We start from the raw sequence: 21998 nt of genomic DNA, 5'->3' as shown, positions 1-21998 counted from the left end.
AATAAAAATGAGAGTGATGACCGTGCTCGGCACGAGGCCGGAAATCATTCGGCTCAGCCTCATAATCGGTAAGCTGGATCGGTTAGCCGAGAGGCATATTCTCGTGCACACCGGCCAGAACTATACGGCCTCGCTGAATGATGTATTTTTTCAAGAAATGGGTGTGCGTCTCCCCGATCATGTTATGACCGGAGGCAGTCATTCGCTAGGCGGCCAGCTGTCAGCGATGTTCGGCGAAATGGAACGGCTGTTAGTGGAGGAACGCCCGGATGTTGTGCTCATGCTCGGTGATACGAACAGTGCTCTGTGTGCCATCGTGGCGGAGCGGATGGGTATCCCGGTCGTCCATATGGAGGCGGGCAACCGATGTTATGACCTGACCGTGCCAGAGGAGAAAAACCGCCGAATTATCGACGCCGTTTCCACGATCAATATGCCTTACACCGAGTATAGCAAGGGCAATCTTCTACGTGAGGGTTTCCCGGCCAATCGGATCGTAAGGACTGGAAATCCGATCCATGAGGTGATGAGCTTTTACAGGGACGGGATCGACGCTAGCAAGGTGCTGAATCGACTCGGACTGCAGGAGCGGGAGTATGTGTTGGTAACGACGCACCGGGCCGAAAATGTCGACGTGCCAGAGCATTTGGACGGCATTCTGGGGGGACTGAACCGAATCGCGGAGCGGCATGGCAAGCGTATCATTTGCAGCATCCATCCCCGTACTCGCTCCCGCATCGACAGCGGCGGCACATCGGTGAAGCCTCATTCGCTAGTGGAATTCCACGAACCGTTCGGTTTCTTCGACTTTGTGCGGCTGGAGCGCAGCGCCTGGTGTGCGGTCAGCGACAGCGGTACGGTGCAGGAGGAATGCTGCCTGCTCGGCGTGCCTACAGTCACAATTCGCAATACAACGGAACGGCCGGAAACGGTTGATTGCGGCAGCAATGTCGTAAGCGGCCTGAGAGCGGATAATATCTCGGGCGCGGTTGACGTCATGACGTCGCTGCCAGCGAGCTGGAGCATTCCGGCAGGATACGAGGCGACAGACGTTTCGGACATCGTAGTGAAATATTTGCTTGGAGGGAAATGGAATGTTTGAGAATTCTCGTATTCTCGTCACCGGAGGAACTGGTTCCTGGGGGTATGAGCTCGTTCGTCAGCTACTGCCGCAAAATCCCAAGGAGGTCATCGTTTTCTCGCGAAGTGAGTCCGCGCAGGTAACGATGAGTCGCATATTCGAAGATCCTCGCCTGACGTTTCGCATTGGCGACATTCGTGATCTTGATGCGCTGACCAAAGCGACACAAGGCGTAGACTATGTGTTCCACCTGGCGGCGCTGAAACATGTGCCGGTGTGTGAGGAACATCCTTATGAGGCACTGAAGACGAACGTGCTCGGAACACAGAACGTTATCGAGGCGGCCAACCAGAACAAGGTGAAGCGCGTCATCTACATCTCTACTGACAAGGCGGCTAACCCGTCGAATTTTTATGGCATGACCAAGGCGATCGGTGAAAAACTGATCGTATATGCCAACCTGTTGAACACGGACACCAAGTTCGTTTGTGTACGGGGCGGAAATGTACTCGGAACGAACGGAAGCGTCATCCATCTGTTCACGAATCAGATCAAAACGAAAGGCCAGGTGCGCCTGACCAATCGCGGCATGACCCGCTTTTTCCTGACGTTGCAAGATGCCATATCGCTGCTGTTCAAAGCATCCGAGGAGAGCCTCGGCGGAGAAATCTTCGTCATGACGATGCCGACATGCCGCATTGAGGAACTGGCCGAAGTGCTCATGGAGGACATCGGTATCAAGGCGGAATTGATCGAAACGGGCATTCGCCCCGGGGAGAAGCTACATGAAATTTTGCTAACCGAGTTCGAGAGTAAAAGCACGGTTGTTTACGATAAAGAGTATCTCGTCATTCTGCCTTCGCTCGATATTCCCGGACTGAAACAGCATTACAGCACGTACGACGAGGTGGCGTTCGACAGCTTCTGCTCCAGTGAGAACCTGATGAACAAAGAGCAGATCCGCGACATGTTACGGCGGGGCGGCTTTTTGCAATGAAGCTGCTCATCCTGGGAGGAGGCGGGATGGCAGGTTCCATGATGGTGGGTTATTTTCGCGGGCATGAGAACTTCGAGCTTGCCTGGACGACGCGCGACGGCAGGGAAGATTCTCTGCCGCTCGACGCCTCCGACCTGGAGGCGGTGCGACGACTGATTGGGGAAGCGAAGCCGGAGTTGATCGTCAACTGCATCGGCAAGCTGAACCAAGATGCCGAGGAACATCCACTTGAGGCTTATCAGGTCAACGGCCTGCTTCCGCATTGGCTCGCTTTTTCGGCATCCGAAATCGGCGCGCGACTTATCCACATCAGCTCGGACTGCGTGTTCCTCGGCGAGCGTGGTGGTTATACGGAGCTTGATCCGCCTGATGGCGTTACGGTGTACGCCCGCTCCAAGGCACTCGGCGAGGTGCGCGATCCACAGCATTTGACGATTCGTACATCGATTATCGGCCCCGATCGTAGTCCCAAAGGAATCGGCCTGCTGCAATGGTTTCTCGGCCAAAGGGGCGAGGTATCAGGTTACAGTCACGTGTACTGGAACGGTGTCACGACGCTAGAGCTGGCCAAAGCGGTGGAATTCGCGGCGGGGCGCGCGGACATCGGTGGTCTCGTGCATTTGCTCGCGGCTGCCCCGGCAAGCAAGCTAGACCTGCTGGAATGGTTCAAGGAAGCATACGGTCGGGACGACATCTCGATTGTGGCAGCCCATGAGCCGATGATCGACCGGACGCTGAGTGCTGTGCGCCGCGACTGGGATTACCAAGCGCCGAGCATTCCGGCGATGGTGCAAGAGCTTGCCGCCTGGGAGCAAGGCAGGAAGGGTTAAAGTTCGGCTTATCTCGCCCTGCTCCTCGTTGCTGCATCACATACGGCTGGGCACGCGCGAGGTCTGGGCATCGTCGCAAGCTATCCGAAGCACTTGTTGCTATTTATTTTCAAAAGGGCGGGGCCATAAGCTGCCCTTATTTTTTTTCGTCTAGACCTGCAGTCAGGCTTGTGTCCCGCTACGCACCTCGACGTCCCGCTAACGAATCCTCTGGAGCTTAGAAGCAGCAAAACAAGCCTTCACAAAATGTAACGAATCCTAGTATCGTTAGCTGAGAAAAAGAGGTCAAAAACAGTGGGGAATGCGGCTCTGCAAGGAGGATTGGCGATGAGATGGAGTGGGGAGTCGGAAGCAAGTGAAGATGTTACAAAGTACGGCGATTCAACGAGATCAGAGGAGCCGATGGAGCTCAGAGGGACAATGCAGTTAGGCGAAGCGGCAGAGACAGAGGGGACAACGAGGTCAAGCGAGTCCGCGAAGGTAGTGGGAGCGGAGCAGTTCAGCGAGTCTATAAAAGTAGAGTGTGATGCGATTACGATACCTAAGGCAGTCGGCCGTCTGTTTATAACAGGCGCAAATGGTTTTTGTGGCAGCCACGCGGTGAGCCACTTTGCTGCGGCTGGTTGGGAGGTTGTAGCCGGGGTGAGGCCCGGCTCCCAACCATTCTGGGCCAAGTCTGGCTCAGCCCCAGCTTGGTTTAGCAAAGCTGCAGAATCTGGCGTCAAGTCCGGTCTTGCCCCAGAGCGGTTCAGCGAAGCTAGAGCACCTGGCCATGTGTCAATCGAGCCCTGTGATCTTTCCGGCAGCGGCGGCGATTCTTTGCGGCAACTGATCGCTCGCATCCGGCCGGATGCCATTCTGCATCTGGCTGGGCTTAATGCGGCAGCGCCTTCCTGGACTGATCCGACTGGTTATATCGAAGTTAATGTTATGGGTACACTGCGTTTGCTGGAAGCGGTGCGAGCTGCTGACCATCCTTGCCGAATCATTGTGGCCGGCTCCATGCTTGGCTCCGCTTTGCGAGAAGGAGAGGCGCTGAGTCCGCCGCATCCTTACAGCCTAAGCAAATCGCTGCAGGCTGCTGCTGCTCTTAGCTGGCATGCCATGTATGGCATGGAAGTTATCGTTGCCGTACCGTCAAATCTGGTGGGGCCGGGTCCTTCTACTGGACTTATCCGACTGTTGGCGCGATATGCAGCGAGCTGTGAGGGGGCTGCCATCTCAGGATCGCAGCCATCGCCGGTTTTTCGCTTGTCCTCTGCTACGGAGCAGCGTGATTTCCTCGATGTACGGGACGCTGTACGTGCTTACGAAACTTTGCTGGAGCGTGGCATTCCGGGGCGCAGTTATGCGATGGCGAGCGGCCGAATGACGTCACTTGGCGAACTGGCTGAGCTTTATGTGGAGCTTTCCACAGTGCCACTACAACTGGAAATCGGTGAAAGTCACGCCGTTTCGCCTCTACCGACGGATTCATCCGCGTTGCGTGAGCTTGGTTGGCAGCCGCTAATTATGTTGAGGCAGTCTGTTGAGGATACGCTAACTGACAGCCGTAACGGCAGCCATCCCGACAAACGGAACGACAGCTGATCCAACAGCCATCCCACTATGCATCGTAACGGATGACTAATTGTCGCGATGAATGTTGGGATGTGGTGAAAAAATCAAAAAAAGGGATGCCCCAAAAGCCATAGGCTTTAGAGGTATCCCTTATTAATGTTGCCAAGAAGTTGCCAGTTCCGCTAGTTCAGCCGGTTCAGCTGACTATCCAACTCCGAACCGTATTACACGGTTCCGATCTCTTTCGGACCTGCTTCCGGTTTGTTCGGAGGCATTTTCTCCTTTGACAAGAACCAGCCGCAGACTGCGATCAGGATGAGAACTCCCCAGAAGATGATTTTCCATCCCGTGCTCTTAGGGAAGGTTTTGGCGAGAACGCCGATATCCGGATGGGATAACGTGTACACGGCTAGCTTGATCCCGACCCAGCCGACGATGGCAAAAGCAGCTGTTTCCAGACCGGGACGTTGTTCCAGCAATCGGCCGAAGTAAGACGCGGCAAAACGCATAATGACCAAGCCGATAATCCCGCCCGCGAGGATAACGCCGAATTGTCCTCCGTCGAGTCCGCCGATTCGCGGTAAAGACGTAGCAGGAAGTGTAATAGCGAGCGCTACTGCCGCCAAGATAGCGTCAATGGCAAACGCGAGATCAGCCAGTTCAACTTTAAGCACGGTGACCCAGAAGTTTTCCTGCTTTTTCTCGGCTTCCTTCATATGCTTTTTCTTTTTGACAAACAAACGCCTCGCCATGTGATTGATTGCGATGAACAACAGATAAGCTGCTCCGAGCGCCTGTATGTACCAGACATCCGCAAGGAAGGAGATGATGAACAACGAGGCAAAACGGAATACAAATGCACCGGCAAGGCCATAGAACAGCGCCTTTTTGCGTTCTTTTTCCGGCAAATGTTTGACCATGATGGAAATGACGAGCGCATTGTCTGCAGCGAGAATGCCTTCAAGTCCAATCAGAACAACCAAAACCCATGCATACTCAAGTAATACAGCAGTATCCAGAATGGTCCACTCCTTTGTGTGCTCTTCGGTCTTTTAACCGTTAGCATATGTAGATGTAAGATTTATTAACCAGAAATCTGCCCCTTACTTGCACCATATTATTATTTTCAGGATTGAATTTCGATCCGCTTCGTATCATAATCGGGGTTATCCCAGCTTACGGAGGCCGGCCATCGATGATGAATCCGCTTACAAAGCTAAGCGTCAAGCTTCAGTTGATTATGCTGTTTTTAATTATGGCGATTCCGATATTGGCGCTGTTCGCCTATGGCAACATGAAAGCGGAAAACATCATGAAGGGGAATATAACCGGAGCTTACGCCGAGCTAAACAAGCAGAATCTGCTGATGATCAATCGGGAAATGGACAATATCAAAAAAATCACCACAACGATCATCCAAAATCCAGTTAGCCAACGGATCGTGCCAGGCGGCACCGAACCGGTACTTGATCGTGTCAAGAAATACGCCGAGATGGATAAGCTGCTCCGCGCGTACTCCACCGGTACGGACGGGGAGACGCCAATTTACTACTCGCTGTATGTGTACGACCCTTCGAATGAATTTTATTTTGCCCCCTCGATCCAAATGACGCAAAACGGCGTTTACTTCCTGACCGATGATACAAAGCCGGACTGGTACGACAAAGCGGTCCGCAGCAAAGGGCAAGGTTTTGTGCAGGTCATCGACAACAGCGCCGCTTTCACAAGGGAAAAGACGCTGACCTATGTTCGTGCAGTTAACAATATCAATGAAGGCAGCGGCGTTATCGGTGTGCTCGTGGCCTATAAGCTGGAGGGAAAAGTGGTCAATTCCATGAAGTCGGTTAATCTTCCGGGGAGCGTCATCAGCCTGATCGACTCTCAAGCTAAGATTATGAGCAGCACGATGTCGGATCGACTTGGCACGAGCCTGGAGCTGCCGACGGAGCTGGGACCGCTTGCGAAAGAGGCAAGCTTGGATAAACCCTTCCACCATATTGCTGGAGATCGAATTTATGTGATCAGTGGAGAGAACAGCCTTCATCTTCGACTCGTTTATGAAATTCCTGTCCAATCGATGCTCCATCAGCAGAACGAACTCAAAAACGTCATTCTCCTCATTTCTGCCGTTTACATCGCACTCGGTTGTATCCTGATGATTTATTTTTGGCGCTCGCTCATGACGCCGTTGCAGCGGCTTTCCATGTTTGCACGCAAATATGAACCGGGTAAGCGTGTACCGGAGACGCCCGGCCAGTCACGCAGCGACGAGGTGGGTGTACTTATTTCCGTTGTTTACGGCATGGCGCGCAGGCTGAATAGTCTTATCGAGGATAAGTATCAAGCGGATATTAGGCAGAAGGAGGCGCAGCTGCAGATTTTGTACCATCAGATTAATCCTCATCTGCTTTACAATACACTGGAGAGCATTTATTGGAAAAGCTCGCTGGAAGGCCATACGGAATCCGCGGAAATGATTAAGGATCTGTCCAAGCTGATGAAAATCAGCCTGAGCCGCGGGCGCGAGCTGATCACGCTCGCGGAGGAATGCGAGCATGCCGCCGCATATGTGGCGCTGCAGCGGCGCCGGTACGAAGCCGAGCTTCGCGTATTATGGGATATTCCTGAGGAGCTCGGGAGCTCCTTGATTCCCAAAATTACGCTGCAGCCGTTAATTGAAAACGCGATCATCCACGGCATCAAACATATGGGCGAGGACGGAGAAATCGTTATCACCGTGCGGCGCTACGACATTGGTGACGGCCCTCATGGCTATAGCGGCCAGTGGCGCGATCTCATCCGCGTCGATGATACCGGGCGTATCGTCATCACGGTAGCGGATAACGGTTATAAAACCGTCGATTACGGGGCGATCCAGCGCTGGCTCGGCGAGCCGGATCAGTCGCCAGCGATCGGATACGGCATCCGCAACATCGACCAGCGCATCCGACTACAGTTCGGCCATCCCTACGGCCTTACGATTGGCCCGCGGCCGGAAGGCGGGACTGTTGTGAGCTTACTGCTGCCATGGCGGACAGGAGAATCAGCCTTAAGCGAAGCAGCATCAGCATCAGCATTAGCAGCATCAACAGCATCAGCATCAGCATCAGACAGGAGAGGGGAATAATCCGATGCATCGAATTTTGATTGTTGATGACGAGCCGCTTATTTGCAGGGGGCTGTCCAGTCTGCTCGCAGGTGCGGGACTAGGCATAGCGGATATACATATGGCGCATACGGGTTTTGAGGCGCTCGACTATCTTCGCATGGAAGAGGTCGACCTGATGATAACCGATATCGGCATGCCCGGCATGAACGGTATCGAGCTAATGCATCAGGCGCGCCTCATCAAACCATGGGTGCAGACGATTGTCATCTCCGCGCATGAAACATTCCAATACGCGCAGATGGCTATGCGGCTTGGCGCCCGCGATTATTTGATCAAGCCGCTCAACAGTGCGCAGCTGCTGGATTCTGTGCGCAACGCCTTGCTGCAAATGCAGGCCGAGAAGCCGGCATCCGGCAAGCCCGATTATGCCGCGAGCATGGGGGGTCGTTTTGCGCTTCGCGCTCCGGACACGCAGCGCGGGCAGGCCATGACCGCGCTAATGGCTGGCGCCCCGGCTTCCCCGGGGGAGGCGCAGCAGCTCGCCTCGGCAGCAGGTTTGGAGGGGGCAGGGCCTTATTTTGCGATGATCCGCATTGGGACTGACTTCAGCACCCGAGAGGGAGAACTATTGCCGCCGAAGGATAAAGATCTGCTGGCCTATGCTCTGATGAATATGGCGAGCGAGCTGCTGGATCAGGATTGGAGTCCGCTGCCGTTCACGCTGCCGAATTGGGAGATTGGATTGCTGATCGGGTGGAGCGAGGAACGGTATGATGACAGCACAGTTAGCAAAATCAATCAGCTCGATATGATCGGTCGGAGCCTTCACCATCATGCCGCTGGTTTTCTGCGCCTGCCTACACTCATCGGGATCAGCCAAATCGCCAGAGGACCGGAGTTTATCCACCTGCTGGCCAACCAATCGCAGCGCGCTTTAGAATGGTCTAACCGACATCCCGGCCAAAAAGTATTTTATTACGGTGACTTCAGCTGGAGCCAACCGGGCGAAGAGGCAGGGGAAGAAGAGGCCTTCGCTCAGAACAACCGGATCGTAGAGAGATCGCGACAGTACATCGAGGAGCATTATGCCCAGAAGGGGCTGACGCTGCATGAAGTATCTCAGCGGAATCATGTCAGTCCGAACTATCTCAGCTACTTATTTAAGAAAAATACAGGGTACAATCTGTGGGAATATGTCATCAAGCTGCGGATGGAAGAAGGACGGCGGCTGCTGTTGACGACGGATCTTCGTCGTTATGAGGTGGCAGAGCGCGTCGGCTATGAGTCGCCGGAGCATTTCAGCAAAATTTTCAAAAAGTACTATGGGTACAGCCCCAGCGAGCTTAAAAAAGAACATCCAGCCAAGTAAGAATACACCCAATTCGCATAGATATGCACCTGTTCCCTTCGCGTTAGCATCTCTAAAATGAAGATAGCGAGAGGCTTCATGACAAAGCGAGGCGAAGGGTATGAATCCATTGACCAAATCGACAACGAGCGTGCCCATAGGGCCGCAAGCCGCCGCACGGCGGTCAAGACCGCAGGTTTTACTGCGCAAATACGGCTGGAGCCTGGCCTTCTTGCTGCCGGCTGCGGCTATTTTCTTGCTGTTTTTATGGCTGCCCATTATGAAAGGGTTCGTGTACAGCTTCTACAGCATTGACTTCGTGAACGGCAACAAGTTTACGGGACTGGACAATTACCGCACAGTACTGGCCGATCCCGATGTGCGAATCGCGATCAAGAACACGCTTTACTACATGTTTCTTTGTTTGATCATAGGATTCTGGGTGCCGATTGTGTTCGCGATTGCCATCTCTGAAATCAAGCGATTCCAGGGTGTTTTTCGCGTAGCCGCCTATTTGCCAAACGTCATCCCGGTCGTGGTGCTCTACGGGCTGTGGCGCTGGCTGTACGATCCGGTTGGTCCCATCAACGCCAGCATCACTTCCCTGTGGGGAGGAGAGGGTATCAGCTTTCTGAGTGATACCAGTTGGTCGATGATCTCGCTTGTCTTCATGGAAACCTGGCAGCAATTCGGTTCGGCGATGCTGCTCTATCTTGCGGCCGTGCTCAGTATTCCGCGCGATTGGTATGAAGCGGCCGAGATCGACGGGGCAGGCATTTGGCAGCGCATCAGGCATATTACGCTACCATCGCTGCGCAGCTTGATCCTGCTCATGCTCGTGCTGCAAATAATCGGTACGTCACAGGCGTACCAGTCCCAATTGGCACTGCTGGACGGAGGGCCGATGAACGCCACGCTCACCTACGCGCTGCTTATCGTTAAGTACGCAACGACGAGGTTGGACATGGGAACCGCATCCGCAATGGGTGTGCTCATGTTCCTCGTGCTTGGTGTGCTGGCAATGCTACACTTTCGGCTCGATCGGAAGGGAGGGGACGCCGCATGATGGACCGAGGTATTTTATCCGGATATGACTTGAAACGTAAAAGAACACGCATCGGATATAGCGTCATGATCGCAATTGCGCTGCTGATGTCGATTACGATGATCTATCCTGTGCTGACGACGATGCTCAACGGGTTGAAGGACAATGCGGAGGTAAATTCGTTCCCGCCGAAGTTCCTGCCGCAAAGCTGGAACTGGAGCAACTTCGACGCCGCTTGGAACTACATCGAGCTGCCGCTGTTCCTGCGTAATACGCTGCTCATCTTCGGAGGCAATATGCTCATGTCTATAATCGTGCTCGGACTCGCATCCTTCTCGTTGTCACGGCTGAATTTGCCCTATCGGCGTGCGATCGAGATGTTTTTCATGATTACGCTGTTCATTCCGCCGACGACCTACCTGATTCCGAACTTCCTCAATCTCAAGGATCTTGGCCTGTTGGATTCATTTTTCGCTTTCTGGCTGCCGGCTGGCGCCAATGCCTTTTTCCTGCTGCTGCTCAAAAACTTCTTTGACGGCATCAGCATGGAAATTTTCGAGGCGGCGCGGATCGACGGAGCCTCCGAGCTGAGCTGTTTCATTCGAATTGCCGTACCGCTTTCTCTCCCGATCTTCGCAACGTTGGCGATTTTCGTGTTCGCCTCGGCTTGGAACGACTGGTTTTGGCCTTCGCTGATCATGCATAAAGACTCGCATTACCCGCTGTCGACCGCCATTTACAAGTATGTCATCCAGGCCAAAATGCTCAATCTTAACATCAGATTCGCCATCCTGACGCTGGTCATGCTGCCGCCAATCGTCGTGTTTCTGCTGTTCCAGCGCTTCATTATTCGCGGACTGCATCTAGGCGGCGTCAAAGGTTAGGGTGCGGTTAGTCCACGGAATTTCAGGTAGGGAGGCTCTTGTGGACGAGGAGTATGGACATCGTAACGACACACATAATCGCCATAGAAACGCACATCGCAGGATGAATGCGCATCCATTATGATCATTTTGCAAGGACTAAATCATTCCATACTTGTCAGTGAAAAGGGGAGCTACACATGCGCAAGCCGACCGCGATCATCAGCTGTCTGATGGCAACAACCCTGCTGCTGTCCGCATGCAGCGGAAGCAATGGGAACAACAGTAGTAACAGCAACAACGGGAACAGCAATGCTGGCAATACGGGGGGAACGACCAATACCGCGGTGAATGAACCGGCTGTGAACAACGCGGAGAGCACGCCTCCGCCGGAAGAGAACATCAAGGACAAAAAAATCACAATCAGCATTTACTACCCGCTTCCCGATCAGACAGAGAAACGCAAGTCCGAGGATGACAAAATTGCTCGTTTCCAACAGGAATATCCCAACGTTACGATCGTTAAAAGCGACTGGCACTACAATGTGGATGAGATCGGCGTGAAGATGGCTGCCAATGAGGCACCGACGTTTTTCAATACCTTTGCGACGGAGGCAGGCTTCCTCGTACAGCGCGGCTGGGCGGCCGACATCACCGAGCTGTGGAGCAGCTATTCCTTCAAGGATGATATTAATCCTACCCTTCAGAACCAGTTCGTGAAGGACGGCAAGGTGTACGGCGTTGTGCAAAATGGATATTCAACCTCGACGGTCATCAACAAAAAGTTACTGGCTTCCAAAAACGTGACGGCTCCATCCTATGATTGGACCTGGGACGATATGTTGGCTACAGCCAAAGCCGTAGCAGATCCGAAAAAAGGCATTGCCGGCATCGCACCGATGGGCAAAGGCAATGAGGCTGGCTGGAACTGGACCAACTTCCTGTTCGAAGCAGGCGGTCAGATCCAAACGACTAATGGCGGCAAAGTTACCGCTGCCTTTAACTCCGATGCGGGCGTAAAAGCATTGCAGTTCTACCAAAAGCTGCGCTGGGAAGCAAATGCGATTCCGAAGGACTGGGCGCTTGGCTGGGGCGATGCCGTTGGCGCATTCGCACAAGGACGTACGGCCATGGTTATCGCCGGTGCAGAAGGCGTGCTGGATCAGGCTCTCAATCAAGGCGGCCTAAAGCCCGATGAAGTAGCCACTTATCCGATGCCTGCTGCTGAAGCCGGCGGCAAACATTCCGGTATCCTCGGCGGTGATTATCTCGTCATCAATCCGAACGCTTCCAAGGATGAGCAGGAGATGGCGTTCCGCTACATCACATTCGACTATTTTACCGACAACTATCTGAGCGCGGTAGAGAAGGATATCCAAGCTCGTAAAGCGGACGGCAAATACTATATTCCGCCGCAAATGAGCTACTTCAAGGGAGATTCCGAATACGGCAAAAAACTGCAAGCTATCTATGATAAATATGACAACGTGTACAAGTACGATCCAGAATCCAACAAATTGCTGGACGGCAACCCAGAAGCGCAGTACAATACGCAAGAGTACTATGCCGAGATGACTAGCATCATTCAGGAAGTGTTCGCGAAGAAGGATGTTGATCTGAAGGCAAAGCTTGATGCAGCCGCCAAGAACATGCAATCCAAGCATTATGACGCAATCAAAGTTCAATAAGCTTTGGCAAGCCTTTCCGGGATTTCTTCTCGGGAAGGCTTTTTGCGAACGCCGGAAAAATTTATTATGAAAACGCTTCACAGGCTGGAGAGCCTGTGATAGTCTTATACATACCTTAACGAAAACGAGATAAATCTCGGCCTGAGTTATTACTGGAAGCGTTTTTTTAATTTACATATTCATGAAAGCGCTTTACCAAATTTTTCTTCTGAAAGGTGGTGACAGGAAAAAAAGGGTACATGCAGCTGTAAGATGCTAAATTAAATTGACAACAGAGAGGTGCTTAAATCATGACATTAACTCAAAGTTCTTTTTTATCAAAAATTTTACTCAAAATAGTAACCGGTTTCATAATTGCTGCGTCGATGATGCTGTTTGCTCAATCTGCACAAGCCGCTCCGGTAAGCATAGTTAACAACTCCGACTGGTACGATACAAACGGTAATGTCATCTGGGCCCAGGGCGGATTTATGATGAAGAAAGACAATACTTACTACTGGTATGGCATGAACTATGAAATTGCCAATACCAAAAAAGTAAATTTATATACTTCTACCGATCTCAAAAACTGGACGAAACAGACGAATTCGACTACTCCCGATTCTGTCGTTGACTTCAGCAGCATTAATACGAAGTTGATCGAGGTCGGTGATACAACAACAAAGCCTTATGAACCGACGCAGTGGATCGGCAGACCTGTTGTTGCTTACAACAGCTCAACATCCAAGTATGTGATGCTGATTGAATGGGGCAACGGAGATGGAAACGGACGAAATAAAGTAACCATTTTCACGAGCGATACGGCTGCAGGCCCGTTCAAGTATGAAAAATTCATCGCAACACCAGGCGGTTATAAAGCGGGAGACCTCGGTTCGATTTTCACGGATACCGACGGCAGTGCTTATCTTACTTATACGATTGATTACAACCCGGCATGGTTCAACTCCGGTATTCAAATCAGCAAGCTTTCATCAGATTACATGAGTATCGCCGAAGTAACAAAAACGATGGAATCGACAGGCCCTTACAAAGAAGCAACGACGTTGTTCAAACGCGGCTCCCAATATATTTTGCTGGCTTCAACGACAAATGGCTGGACTTCAAGCCCGACCTGGTGTTACTCGGCAACAAGCCTGTCGGGAACATGGAGTACGCCGTCTCATTGCTCCACAAGCCCGTCCTCAGGAGATTCCTTCGACACTCAAGTTGATCAGGTGCTGACAGTTGAAGGAACTTCCGGAACCTCCTATATCTTTATCGGCGACCGTTGGAATGGCCGTTTTGCAGGCAGTACGGGTGTCGGACGGAATCAATGGTATCCGCTTACATTCGATGCCAACGGCAAACCGACGATTAACGGACATGCTCAGTGGACACTGGATGTCGCTGCTGGAACATGGAGTGCCGCAGCTCCCGTTGATGCCGCCAAAACGTATTCTATCTCTAACCGCTGGCCAGGAAAAGCAATTGGCATCGTCGGAGGCTCCACGGGAAACAATGCGAAGCTTGAGCAGCGCAGCTATAGCGGAGCAATCGGCCAATCATGGAAATTCGTCGACGCTGGGGGCGGCTACTACTATATCCGTAACGTGAATAGCGGGTTGAACCTGTCTCTTGGCGGCTCTACGGCAGATGGAACACAAGTTATTCAGTATACACCTAGCACTTCCAACAGCCAGCAATTCAGTATCGTTGCTGTTGGGAGCGGTTACTTTAAGCTAGTCAACCGCGCTAGCGGAAAGGTGCTTGGCAATGCCGGTAATGGCACGGATGGCGCCATTATTACACAAGGTGCGGATACCAATGAATGGTCGCAGAATTTCAGCTTCACAGTGCTCCCGTAATAGAGCCAGAGGAGTAGAGTTGACCCCAGGAAACAAACTGGTGCCGGTACTCAACCGGCGCTAGTTTGTATTCGTTGGAAGCTAGTCTGATACCTAGAAAATTTTTCGTGGAATCGCGGGAAAGACATTGTTCCCTTTTAGCTCAATGTGGTAACCTCTTGTTGAAAGCGCTTCATATTTATAGAGATCCAGAAGAGGAGGGATGCTTGGACATTCACAGTCATTCACAATCATTTTAGTAACCGGTTTCATGTAATTGAGATCAATCCTCGAAAGCGAAGGAGCGAATTTAATGATGATTGCAAACCAATTCCGAATGTCAAAAAGGCTTCTCTTTTTTGTAACCGGTTTCTTGGTTGTCTGTTCTATGATGATTTTTGCCCGTCCTGCTCAAGCTGCGCCGGTAAATATTGTGAATAACGCAGATTGGTACGATACGGACGGCAATGCAATTTGGGCTCAGGGCGGCTTCATTATGAAAAAGGACACTACGTACTACTGGTACGGCATGAACTTTGAAATTCCCTATACGAAAAAAGTGAACCTTTACACGTCCACCGATCTGAAAAACTGGACGAAACAGACCAATACAACAATTCCCCAATCAATCGTTGATTTCAGCACCATCAACACCAAGCTGGATGCGATTGGCGATACGACAACGGGACGTTTTAATGAAGAGCAATGGGTTGGCCGGCCGGTAGTCGCTTACAACAGCCAGATATCCAAATACGTCATGCTGATCGAATGGGGCAATGGAGATGGGAATGGTCGCGGGAAGTTAACGTTTTTCACGAGTGATACCCCTGAGGGGCCATTCCAGTACCAGAAATACATTGCTATGCCGGGCGGATACAAAATGGGCGATCTCGGTTCTATTTTCACCGATTCCGACGGCAGCACCTACATTACTTACACAATTGATCACATCTACACGAACGGCGGACTGCAAATCAGCAAGCTTACCTCGGATTACCTGGATATCGCTGAAGTGATCCAAACATTCGTTTCCACCGGACCGTACAAAGAGGCAACAACCTTATTCAAAAGGGACTCCAAGTACATTATGCTGGCTTCGACGACAAACGGCTGGGGCTCCAGCCAAACATGGTGTTATTCCGCATCCAGTCTGAACGGAACCTGGGCTAATCCGTATGTTTGCGCAACGAGCCCGAATTCCGGCAACTCCTTCGACACGCAGGCTGATCAGGTTCTGACGGTTGTAGGCACGTCCGGCACTTCTTACATTTATATCGGTGACCGCTGGAACGGACGCTTCGGTGGTAGCACAGGCGTAGGGCGCAATCAATGGTATCCGCTTACGTTCAACAGCAACGGTGCGCCGACGATTAACGGTCATACCAATTGGACCCTTGACGCTGCTGCGGGCACATGGAGCGCGCCAGCACCAGTTGACGTGACCAAAACCTACTCCATCTCCAACCGCTGGCCAGGCAAGGCGCTTGGCATCGTCGGTGGATCGACGGCCAACTACTCGAAGCTTGAGCAGCGCGCCTATAGTGGGGCGGCAGGACAGTCCTGGAAATTTATCGACGCAGGCGGCGGTTATTACAACATCCGCAACGTCAACAGCGGGTTAAATCTGACGCTGGGCGGCTCGACAACAGATGGCACACAGGTAGCTCAGTATGCGCCAAGTACGGCGACGAGCCAGCAATTTAGCGTCGTTCCGGTAGGCGGGGGTTATTTTAAGCTGGTTAACCGGGGTAGTGGCAAAGTGCTTGGTAACGCAGGGGACGGCTCCGACGGCGCTATTATTGTCCAGGAAACGGATACGAATCAATGGTCGCAAAATTTCAACTTTACCGTGCTGCCATAGTCTAGAAAGCTCATGAAGCGCTTCGAAATCAAGTTGAAAAATAAAGTTGAAGAGGTGTCAGCTAATGATGACAAGGACAATTGGGTTTACGCTGCCTGCAAAAGTTATTGCCTTAGTCACCGGTCTTATCTTGGCTATTTCAGCACTTTTTGTGTCTCCCGCCCTAGCGGCTCCGGTAAATATTGTGAATAACGCTGATTGGTACGATACGGACGGCAATGTGATTTGGAATTCGGGCGGTTTTGTCATAAAAAAATCTGAAACGTACTATTGGTATGGCATGGATTACTCCGTTTCCGGCGCAAAAAGAGTCAAACTGTACACGTCCACCGATCTGAAAAACTGGACGAAACAAACCAACTCCTCCAATCCTAACTCTGTCGTAGATTTTAGCACGATTAATCCAAAGCTGGATGCGATCGGCGATACAACGACGACGCGTTTTGCAGAGGATACAAACCATTGGATCGGCAGACCCGTTGTTGCTTATAACAGCTCCACATCCAAGTATGTGATGCTTGCCGAGTGGAACAATTCAGACGGCAACGGCCGGAACAAGCTGGCGTTTTTTACAAGCAGCAATCCGGCAGGCCCGTTCACTTTTGATAATTTTATCGCCAAGCCTAGCGGTTACAGCATGGGTGATCTAGGCTCCATTTTCACGGATGCGGACGGCAGCACTTACATTACCTTTACCATTGATTATTTCCCGACCAGCTACAACAGCGGGCTGCAAATCGCCAAGCTGAATACGGACTATCTCGGCATTGCGTCGAATACAAAAACGTTTGCTTCGGGGTATCCGCATAAAGAGGCGACTACGCTGTTCAAGTACGGCACGAAGTATATGATGATGGCCTCGGCGACCAATGGCTGGGGTTCAAGCGGAACCTATTATTACTCGACGACAAGTCTGACCGGAACTTGGTCCGAGACGGAGGTAGAAGCCGGCACATCACCAAGCTCCAGCAACTCCTTTGATACTCAGATCGATCAAGTGCTTCCAGTCGAGGGGACGGCAGGTACTGCTTATGTGTACATGGGGGATCGCTGGAACAATTTTGGCGGCAGCACGGGAATCGGGCGCAATCAGTGGTACCCGCTTTCCTTTGATGCAAACGGTAAACCAACGATTAACGGCTATGGCGCTTGGCAGCTCGACGCTGCCGCCGGAACGTGGACGACTGCACCAAGTCCGATTGATGTCACCAAAACCTATTCCATTTCCATTCGCTGGCCGGGCAAGGGGCTTGGTATTGTCGGCGGCTCGACGGCGAATAATGCGAAGCTGGAGCAGCGGACGTACAGCGGAGCGACAGGGCAGTCGTGGAAGTTCATCGATGCCGGGGGCGGTTATTTCAATATTCGCAACGTGACTAGCGGCTTGAATCTGACGCTTGGGGGCTCAACAGCGGACGGGACACAGGTGATCCAGTACACACCAAGCACATCGACGAGCCAGCAGTTCAGCATTTTGCCGACTGGCGGCGGGTATTACAAGCTAATTAACCGCGGCAGCGGCAAAGTGCTCGGCAATGCGGGCAACGGCGCAGACGGAGCGATTATCACTCAATATACGGATGCTAACGAATGGTCGCAAATGTTTAGCTTCACGGTTCTTCCTTAATAGAAGGACGATTATTAAATCAGTAGAGTAAGCCGGGTTCCTCGTTCAAAGGAGCCCGGCTTCTTTTTTATTTCAGCTTTATTAGGAATATCCTCGTATCCGAACGTTTCCAGCAGCATGCCCGATATGCTAATCTGATACTAGCTATGGCCGCCATGAGAGGAAGGTAGAACGAGTTGAAGCTTAGGTACATCAAAATCACGCTTGCGCTTGCGCTTCTCGCGGTATGGGCGCTGACGGGCCTCCGGCCCGCTTACGCTGCGGGAGAACTGCTCGGGAATGGGAACTTTGCGTCGGTCAAGGACGGTCTCCCGGAGGGATGGAGCAAGGACGGCTACCGTCTGGACGAGGCTGTAACGAATTGGTCTGTGGAAAAAGGAAGCGGTTCGGATCCGGCCAGCTTCGTTCGCGTCAGCAATATGCAGCCCAATGATGCGCGCTGGCTGCAGCGCGTCGCCGCCCAGCCGGACAAGCTGTACAAGCTAAGCGCACTCGTCCGAGCTGCCGGCGTGCCTGCGGGCGGCTTCGGCATCAATCTGTCCGTGCTCGGCGTAATGGAGACATCGGAATCGCTCTATGATACAGCCGGCGCGTGGCAGACGGTGGAGGTTTACGGACGTACTGGAGCTTCCCAGACAGAGCTTGACGTGTTGCTGCGCGTCGGGGGGTATGGAAGCGAGATTACCGGAACGGGAGACTTCGCCAATGTATCGCTAACGGAAGCCGCGGAAGCTCCGGAAGGAGCGAAGGTTATTTCCTTTGATCCAGCTTCGGCACCGCCTGCAGGCGGGGGCGCGGGGAGTACTCCCGAGGCTAATCTAGCACCGGCATTTCTGATCCCAATTTCCGTGCTGGGCGGAATTGCTTTCCTGATCCTGCTAAAGTTCGGCTGGAGCGCTCTTTACTCGCGTAGAGGCGTCAATGGGATAGCGAATTGGCTGCGGGAACCGTCTGCTGTGCGGACACGGGCCATCTGGATCGTTTTGGGAGCGGGACTGCTGCTTCGATTGATTTTGGCACCGACAATGCAGGGCCATCCCGTTGATTTTCCTGACTTCAGCATTTGGGCGGATCGCGCTTATTCGGTCGGTCTGAACGGCTTTTTCAGCGATGATGTGTTCGCGGATTATCCGCCGGGCTACATCTATGTGTTATGGGTGCTTGGCATGCTCAAAAGCGTGCTGGGTCTCGCCTACGGCAGCGGCGGCGCTATTCTCCTCGTTAAGCTGCCGGCACTCATCGCCGATTTAATTACCGCGTGGCTGCTTTATGATCTTGCTCGGACTCGCTTCAGCGAGCGGTTAAGCGTATTTTTTGCGGCGCTGTATGTATTCAGCCCGGCTATTTGGCTGGACTCCGCTCTGTGGGCGCAGGTTGACTCCGTCATGGCGCTGCTCATGCTGCTGGCTGTGCGCGCGCTCTCGCGCGGACGCCATGCTTCCGGGGCGGCTTGGTTCGCAATAGCGATACTCGTCAAGCCGCAGGCGGTGCTGTTTATGCCGCTGCTGCTACTCTCGCTGATAGGCAGCCGCCGTCTTTCGGAGTGGCTGAAGGCAGCCGGAGCGGGCATTGCTACCGCTTTGTTGCTGCTGCTTCCTTTTGCCATCGGGCGAGAGCCGCTCTGGATTGTGCATCATTATCAGGCCATGTTCCAGTCCTACCCTTACGCTACGCTCAACGCCTTCAACCTGTACGGGCTGCTCGGCTTGAACGGCATTGAGACGACGGGGACGTGGCTCGGGCTGTCGCTCTCTACATGGGGTAACGTGGGCGCGGTTGCTGCGTTGGTCGTTATGGCGCTGATCTGGTGGAAAAGGGGCCGTGAAGGCCTTTATCTGGCCGCGTTCGCAGGAGCGCTGCTCGTATTCCTGCTCAAAACAGGCATGCATGAACGTTATCTCTATCCTGCGCTGGTGTTCGCACTGGCGGCCTTCATCATGTCCGGCAGCAAGCGGCTCTTGGCGCTGTATGGCGGCTTGACAATTACCGTGCTGGCCAACACCGCGCCAGTGCTCAAAGATGCAATCGAGCAGAACTTTTACCGCGCCAACGGCGACGGGCTGATGATGCTTGTATCGCAGCTGCAGCTGGCAGCAGGAGTCATGCTGCTAATGCTGGTCTGGCAGCTGCTCCAAGGTAAAACGTTCGGCTCGCTGGCGCTAGCCGGAGACGGACGCTGGCAGCTGCTCTTGCCGCAGCCGATCGGGACTGTCGGGGAATCGGCTTCCGGCGGCGGGGGAAAAACAACAACAGGCAAAGGCAAAGAAACTGGCAGATCGCTTCCAGAAGCTCCAGAGCCTTATGAGGATGTATCTCCGGTATCGAGGCGCAAGGAATGGCTGCCTGTGCTGTTGTTAGCAGTGGTATACGCGGTCATGATGTTCTGGCAGCTCGGCGACGCCAAAGCGCCTGTGAAGCCGTGGCTTCCGGACGCGAAGAGCCAGGAAGTAACGGTGCAGTTGCAGGGAGAGGCAGCACAGCCAGTTGATCACATCATGCTTTATGCTGGAATCGGCTCCGGCACGGTGAACGTGTCCCTGTCCGCGGACGGAGTTACCTTCGGTGCTCCGGCTGAGCAGAAGCTCGACGGGGGAACCGTGTTCCAATGGAAATCCATTGGCGTGAATGGCCAACTGATTAAAGCGGTGCGTATAACAGGCACAACTGGCGTAACGCTGTACGAAGCGGGCGTAATCGACGCGGAAGGACGCACGCTTGCCGTTGACAACAGCGGCGGCTCTGCTCTGTTCGATGAGCAGTCGCTCGTACCGGCGCAGCCTTCATATCGCAACGGCATGTATTTTGATGAAATCTATCACTCGCGTACTGCCTTCGAGCATCTTAACCGGATCGAACCTTATGAAACGACGCATCCACCGCTCGGCAAAGTCATAATCATGGTAGGAGTATCGATCTTCGGCATGAATCCGTTCGGTTGGCGGGTTATGGGCGGTATAGCGGGGATCCTGCTTATTCCGGCCATGTATGTACTGGCTCGCGGGTTATTCCGCTCCCGCAGGGCTGGCCTGCTGGCCGCTGGGCTTATCCTGCTGGACTTCATGCCGCTTGTGCAGTCGCGGATCGGCACGGTCGACACTTATGCGGTGCTGTTCATTATTTTGAGCTATCACTTTATGAACCGCTTCCTACAGCGCAATGTGCCTGGTGCGGGTCTCTACCGCGTGCTGATGCCGTTTGCCCTATCGGGTGTGTTTTTCGGAATGGGAGCTTCGGTCAAATGGGTCGGCGTATACTCCGGCGCGGGTCTCGCCGTATTGTTCTTCTGGTCGATATACCGCCGCTGGCAGGAGTCGAAGGCGCTGCCTGACGGAGCTACGAGTAGCTCGGCAGCGTTGTCGGCATCGGCAGAGAAGGACAGTGGCAGGTCGTCAGCGGGGGCAAAAGGGGCGCCTTTCTCTGGGACTACGAGCCAATCTGAAGTTGATGGAGCGCCGTCCGGAACCGTCCTTGGAGCGGTATCCGCAGCTTTTGAAAAACGTCTACCGCTGCTGATGATCGGCGCTGGCACTCTGTTTTTTGTTCTAGTGCCAGCCGTCATCTATGTCCTGACCTACATCCCATTCATGCTTGTCCCGGGACCAGGTCATGGACTTACTAACGTGGTCAAGTTCCAGAAGTTCATGTATGATTACCATTCCAAACTGGTCGCGACACATCCGTTCTCCTCGACCTGGTGGGAATGGCCGATCATCAGTCGTCCGATCTGGTATTATGGCGGCACAGGTCTTCCTCAAGGGCAGATCGCCAGCATCATGAGTCTGGGCAACCCGCTGATCTGGTGGGTCGGTATCCCTTGTGTCATTGCTGCGTTTGTTGCAGCTTGGCGGAAGCGCAGCCGTGCGTTGCTGGTCGTGTGTATCGGCCTTCTGTCGCAATATTTGCCTTGGGTAGGCATTCCGCGCCTGACGTTTATATATCATTATTATGCGACCATACCTTTCCTGATCTTGTGTATCGTGTACGTACTGCTGCAACTGCCGAGGAAACTTGGTGAGCAGCGGGCAAAATATGCGACATGGATTTACATTGGCGCTGCTGCGGTGCTCATGGCGATGTTCTATCCGGTGCTTACCGGCATGACCATTAGTCGGGAATACGCGGATATGTTCCTGAAATGGTTCCATTCGTGGACATTCTATTCCTAG

Annotated in this window: 14 protein-coding genes; 13 read left to right on the top strand and 1 reads right to left on the bottom strand. The window is 53.0% G+C overall.

Annotated elements, in window-relative coordinates:
* The first annotated feature begins 7 nt into the window (after nt 1–7).
* From wecB to CGZ75_RS10890, 4 genes are all read left to right on the top strand, one after another.
* The gene (wecB, locus tag CGZ75_RS10905) at nt 8–1102 is read left to right on the top strand and encodes a non-hydrolyzing UDP-N-acetylglucosamine 2-epimerase (protein ID WP_089524185.1); all 1095 of its coding nucleotides are present in this window, start codon (nt 8–10) and stop codon (nt 1100–1102) included.
* Nucleotides 1095–2078 carry a polysaccharide biosynthesis protein gene (locus CGZ75_RS10900; RefSeq protein ID WP_089524184.1) on the top strand — a complete coding sequence of 328 codons (984 nt, stop codon included), beginning with the start codon at nt 1095–1097 and terminating at the stop codon, nt 2076–2078. Before wecB ends, CGZ75_RS10900 begins: the two co-directional genes overlap by 8 nt.
* A complete protein-coding gene (locus CGZ75_RS10895) occupies nt 2075–2908 on the top strand; it encodes a dTDP-4-dehydrorhamnose reductase family protein (RefSeq protein WP_089524183.1) in 834 nt (277 codons plus the stop codon). Before CGZ75_RS10900 ends, CGZ75_RS10895 begins: the two co-directional genes overlap by 4 nt.
* A gap of 327 nt (nt 2909–3235) precedes the next feature.
* Nucleotides 3236–4498, top strand: coding sequence for an NAD-dependent epimerase/dehydratase family protein (locus CGZ75_RS10890; RefSeq protein ID WP_089524182.1), 1263 nt, complete (start codon nt 3236–3238; stop codon nt 4496–4498).
* 194 nt (nt 4499–4692) lie between these two features.
* On the opposite strand, the gene CGZ75_RS10885 is transcribed toward CGZ75_RS10890, so the two are convergent.
* Nucleotides 4693–5487 (bottom strand): TerC family protein, encoded by a 795-nt coding sequence (locus CGZ75_RS10885; RefSeq protein WP_089524181.1) that lies wholly within the window; start codon nt 5485–5487, stop codon nt 4693–4695.
* Between the two features lie 176 nt (nt 5488–5663).
* On the opposite strand from CGZ75_RS10885, the gene CGZ75_RS10880 reads away from it, so the two are divergent.
* The 9 genes from CGZ75_RS10880 (at nt 5664) to CGZ75_RS10840 (ending at nt 21998) form a co-directional block, all read left to right on the top strand.
* Complete coding sequence (locus CGZ75_RS10880) at nt 5664–7595, top strand: sensor histidine kinase (RefSeq protein WP_089524180.1); 1932 nt, start codon at nt 5664–5666, stop codon at nt 7593–7595.
* A 4-nt stretch (nt 7596–7599) separates the two neighbouring features.
* Nucleotides 7600–8946, top strand: a complete 1347-nt coding sequence (locus CGZ75_RS10875) for a response regulator (protein WP_089524179.1) — start codon at nt 7600–7602, stop codon at nt 8944–8946.
* A gap of 100 nt (nt 8947–9046) precedes the next feature.
* Entirely contained in the window at nt 9047–9991 is a 945-nt protein-coding gene (locus CGZ75_RS10870) for a carbohydrate ABC transporter permease (RefSeq protein ID WP_089524178.1), read from the top strand.
* A complete protein-coding gene (locus tag CGZ75_RS10865; RefSeq protein ID WP_089524177.1) occupies nt 9988–10854 on the top strand; it encodes a carbohydrate ABC transporter permease in 867 nt (288 codons plus the stop codon). The genes CGZ75_RS10870 and CGZ75_RS10865 overlap by 4 nt, the downstream gene beginning before the upstream one ends.
* Before the next feature lie 179 nt (nt 10855–11033).
* Complete coding sequence (locus CGZ75_RS10860) at nt 11034–12521, top strand: ABC transporter substrate-binding protein (protein ID WP_089524176.1); 1488 nt, start codon at nt 11034–11036, stop codon at nt 12519–12521.
* A gap of 290 nt (nt 12522–12811) precedes the next feature.
* Nucleotides 12812–14365 (top strand): RICIN domain-containing protein, encoded by a 1554-nt coding sequence (locus CGZ75_RS10855; RefSeq protein ID WP_089524175.1) that lies wholly within the window; start codon nt 12812–12814, stop codon nt 14363–14365.
* A gap of 292 nt (nt 14366–14657) precedes the next feature.
* On the top strand, nt 14658–16205 hold the full coding sequence (locus tag CGZ75_RS10850; RefSeq protein ID WP_089524174.1) for an RICIN domain-containing protein: 1548 nt from the start codon (nt 14658–14660) through the stop codon (nt 16203–16205).
* A gap of 64 nt (nt 16206–16269) precedes the next feature.
* Nucleotides 16270–17832 (top strand): RICIN domain-containing protein, encoded by a 1563-nt coding sequence (locus CGZ75_RS10845; RefSeq protein ID WP_089524173.1) that lies wholly within the window; start codon nt 16270–16272, stop codon nt 17830–17832.
* A gap of 176 nt (nt 17833–18008) precedes the next feature.
* Nucleotides 18009–21998 carry a glycosyltransferase family 39 protein gene (locus CGZ75_RS10840; protein ID WP_089524172.1) on the top strand — a complete coding sequence of 1330 codons (3990 nt, stop codon included), beginning with the start codon at nt 18009–18011 and terminating at the stop codon, nt 21996–21998.

It is taken from the genome of Paenibacillus herberti (genome assembly GCF_002233675.1).
Lineage (GTDB): Bacteria > Bacillota > Bacilli > Paenibacillales > Paenibacillaceae > Paenibacillus_O > Paenibacillus_O herberti.
This window is presented reverse-complemented; position numbering and strand designations above follow the sequence as displayed.

Coding starts and splice junctions, on each gene's coding strand:
- CGZ75_RS10870 (WP_089524178.1), top strand. CDS start 9,047: ATGAATCCATTGACCAAATCGACAACGAGCGTGCCCATAGGGCCGCAA.
- CGZ75_RS10895 (WP_089524183.1), top strand. CDS start 2,075: ATGAAGCTGCTCATCCTGGGAGGAGGCGGGATGGCAGGTTCCATGATG.
- CGZ75_RS10855 (WP_089524175.1), top strand. CDS start 12,812: ATGACATTAACTCAAAGTTCTTTTTTATCAAAAATTTTACTCAAAATA.
- CGZ75_RS10880 (WP_089524180.1), top strand. CDS start 5,664: ATGATGAATCCGCTTACAAAGCTAAGCGTCAAGCTTCAGTTGATTATG.
- CGZ75_RS10890 (WP_089524182.1), top strand. CDS start 3,236: ATGAGATGGAGTGGGGAGTCGGAAGCAAGTGAAGATGTTACAAAGTAC.
- CGZ75_RS10865 (WP_089524177.1), top strand. CDS start 9,988: ATGATGGACCGAGGTATTTTATCCGGATATGACTTGAAACGTAAAAGA.
- CGZ75_RS10900 (WP_089524184.1), top strand. CDS start 1,095: ATGTTTGAGAATTCTCGTATTCTCGTCACCGGAGGAACTGGTTCCTGG.
- CGZ75_RS10860 (WP_089524176.1), top strand. CDS start 11,034: ATGCGCAAGCCGACCGCGATCATCAGCTGTCTGATGGCAACAACCCTG.
- CGZ75_RS10875 (WP_089524179.1), top strand. CDS start 7,600: ATGCATCGAATTTTGATTGTTGATGACGAGCCGCTTATTTGCAGGGGG.
- CGZ75_RS10845 (WP_089524173.1), top strand. CDS start 16,270: ATGATGACAAGGACAATTGGGTTTACGCTGCCTGCAAAAGTTATTGCC.
- wecB (WP_089524185.1), top strand. CDS start 8: ATGAGAGTGATGACCGTGCTCGGCACGAGGCCGGAAATCATTCGGCTC.
- CGZ75_RS10850 (WP_089524174.1), top strand. CDS start 14,658: ATGATGATTGCAAACCAATTCCGAATGTCAAAAAGGCTTCTCTTTTTT.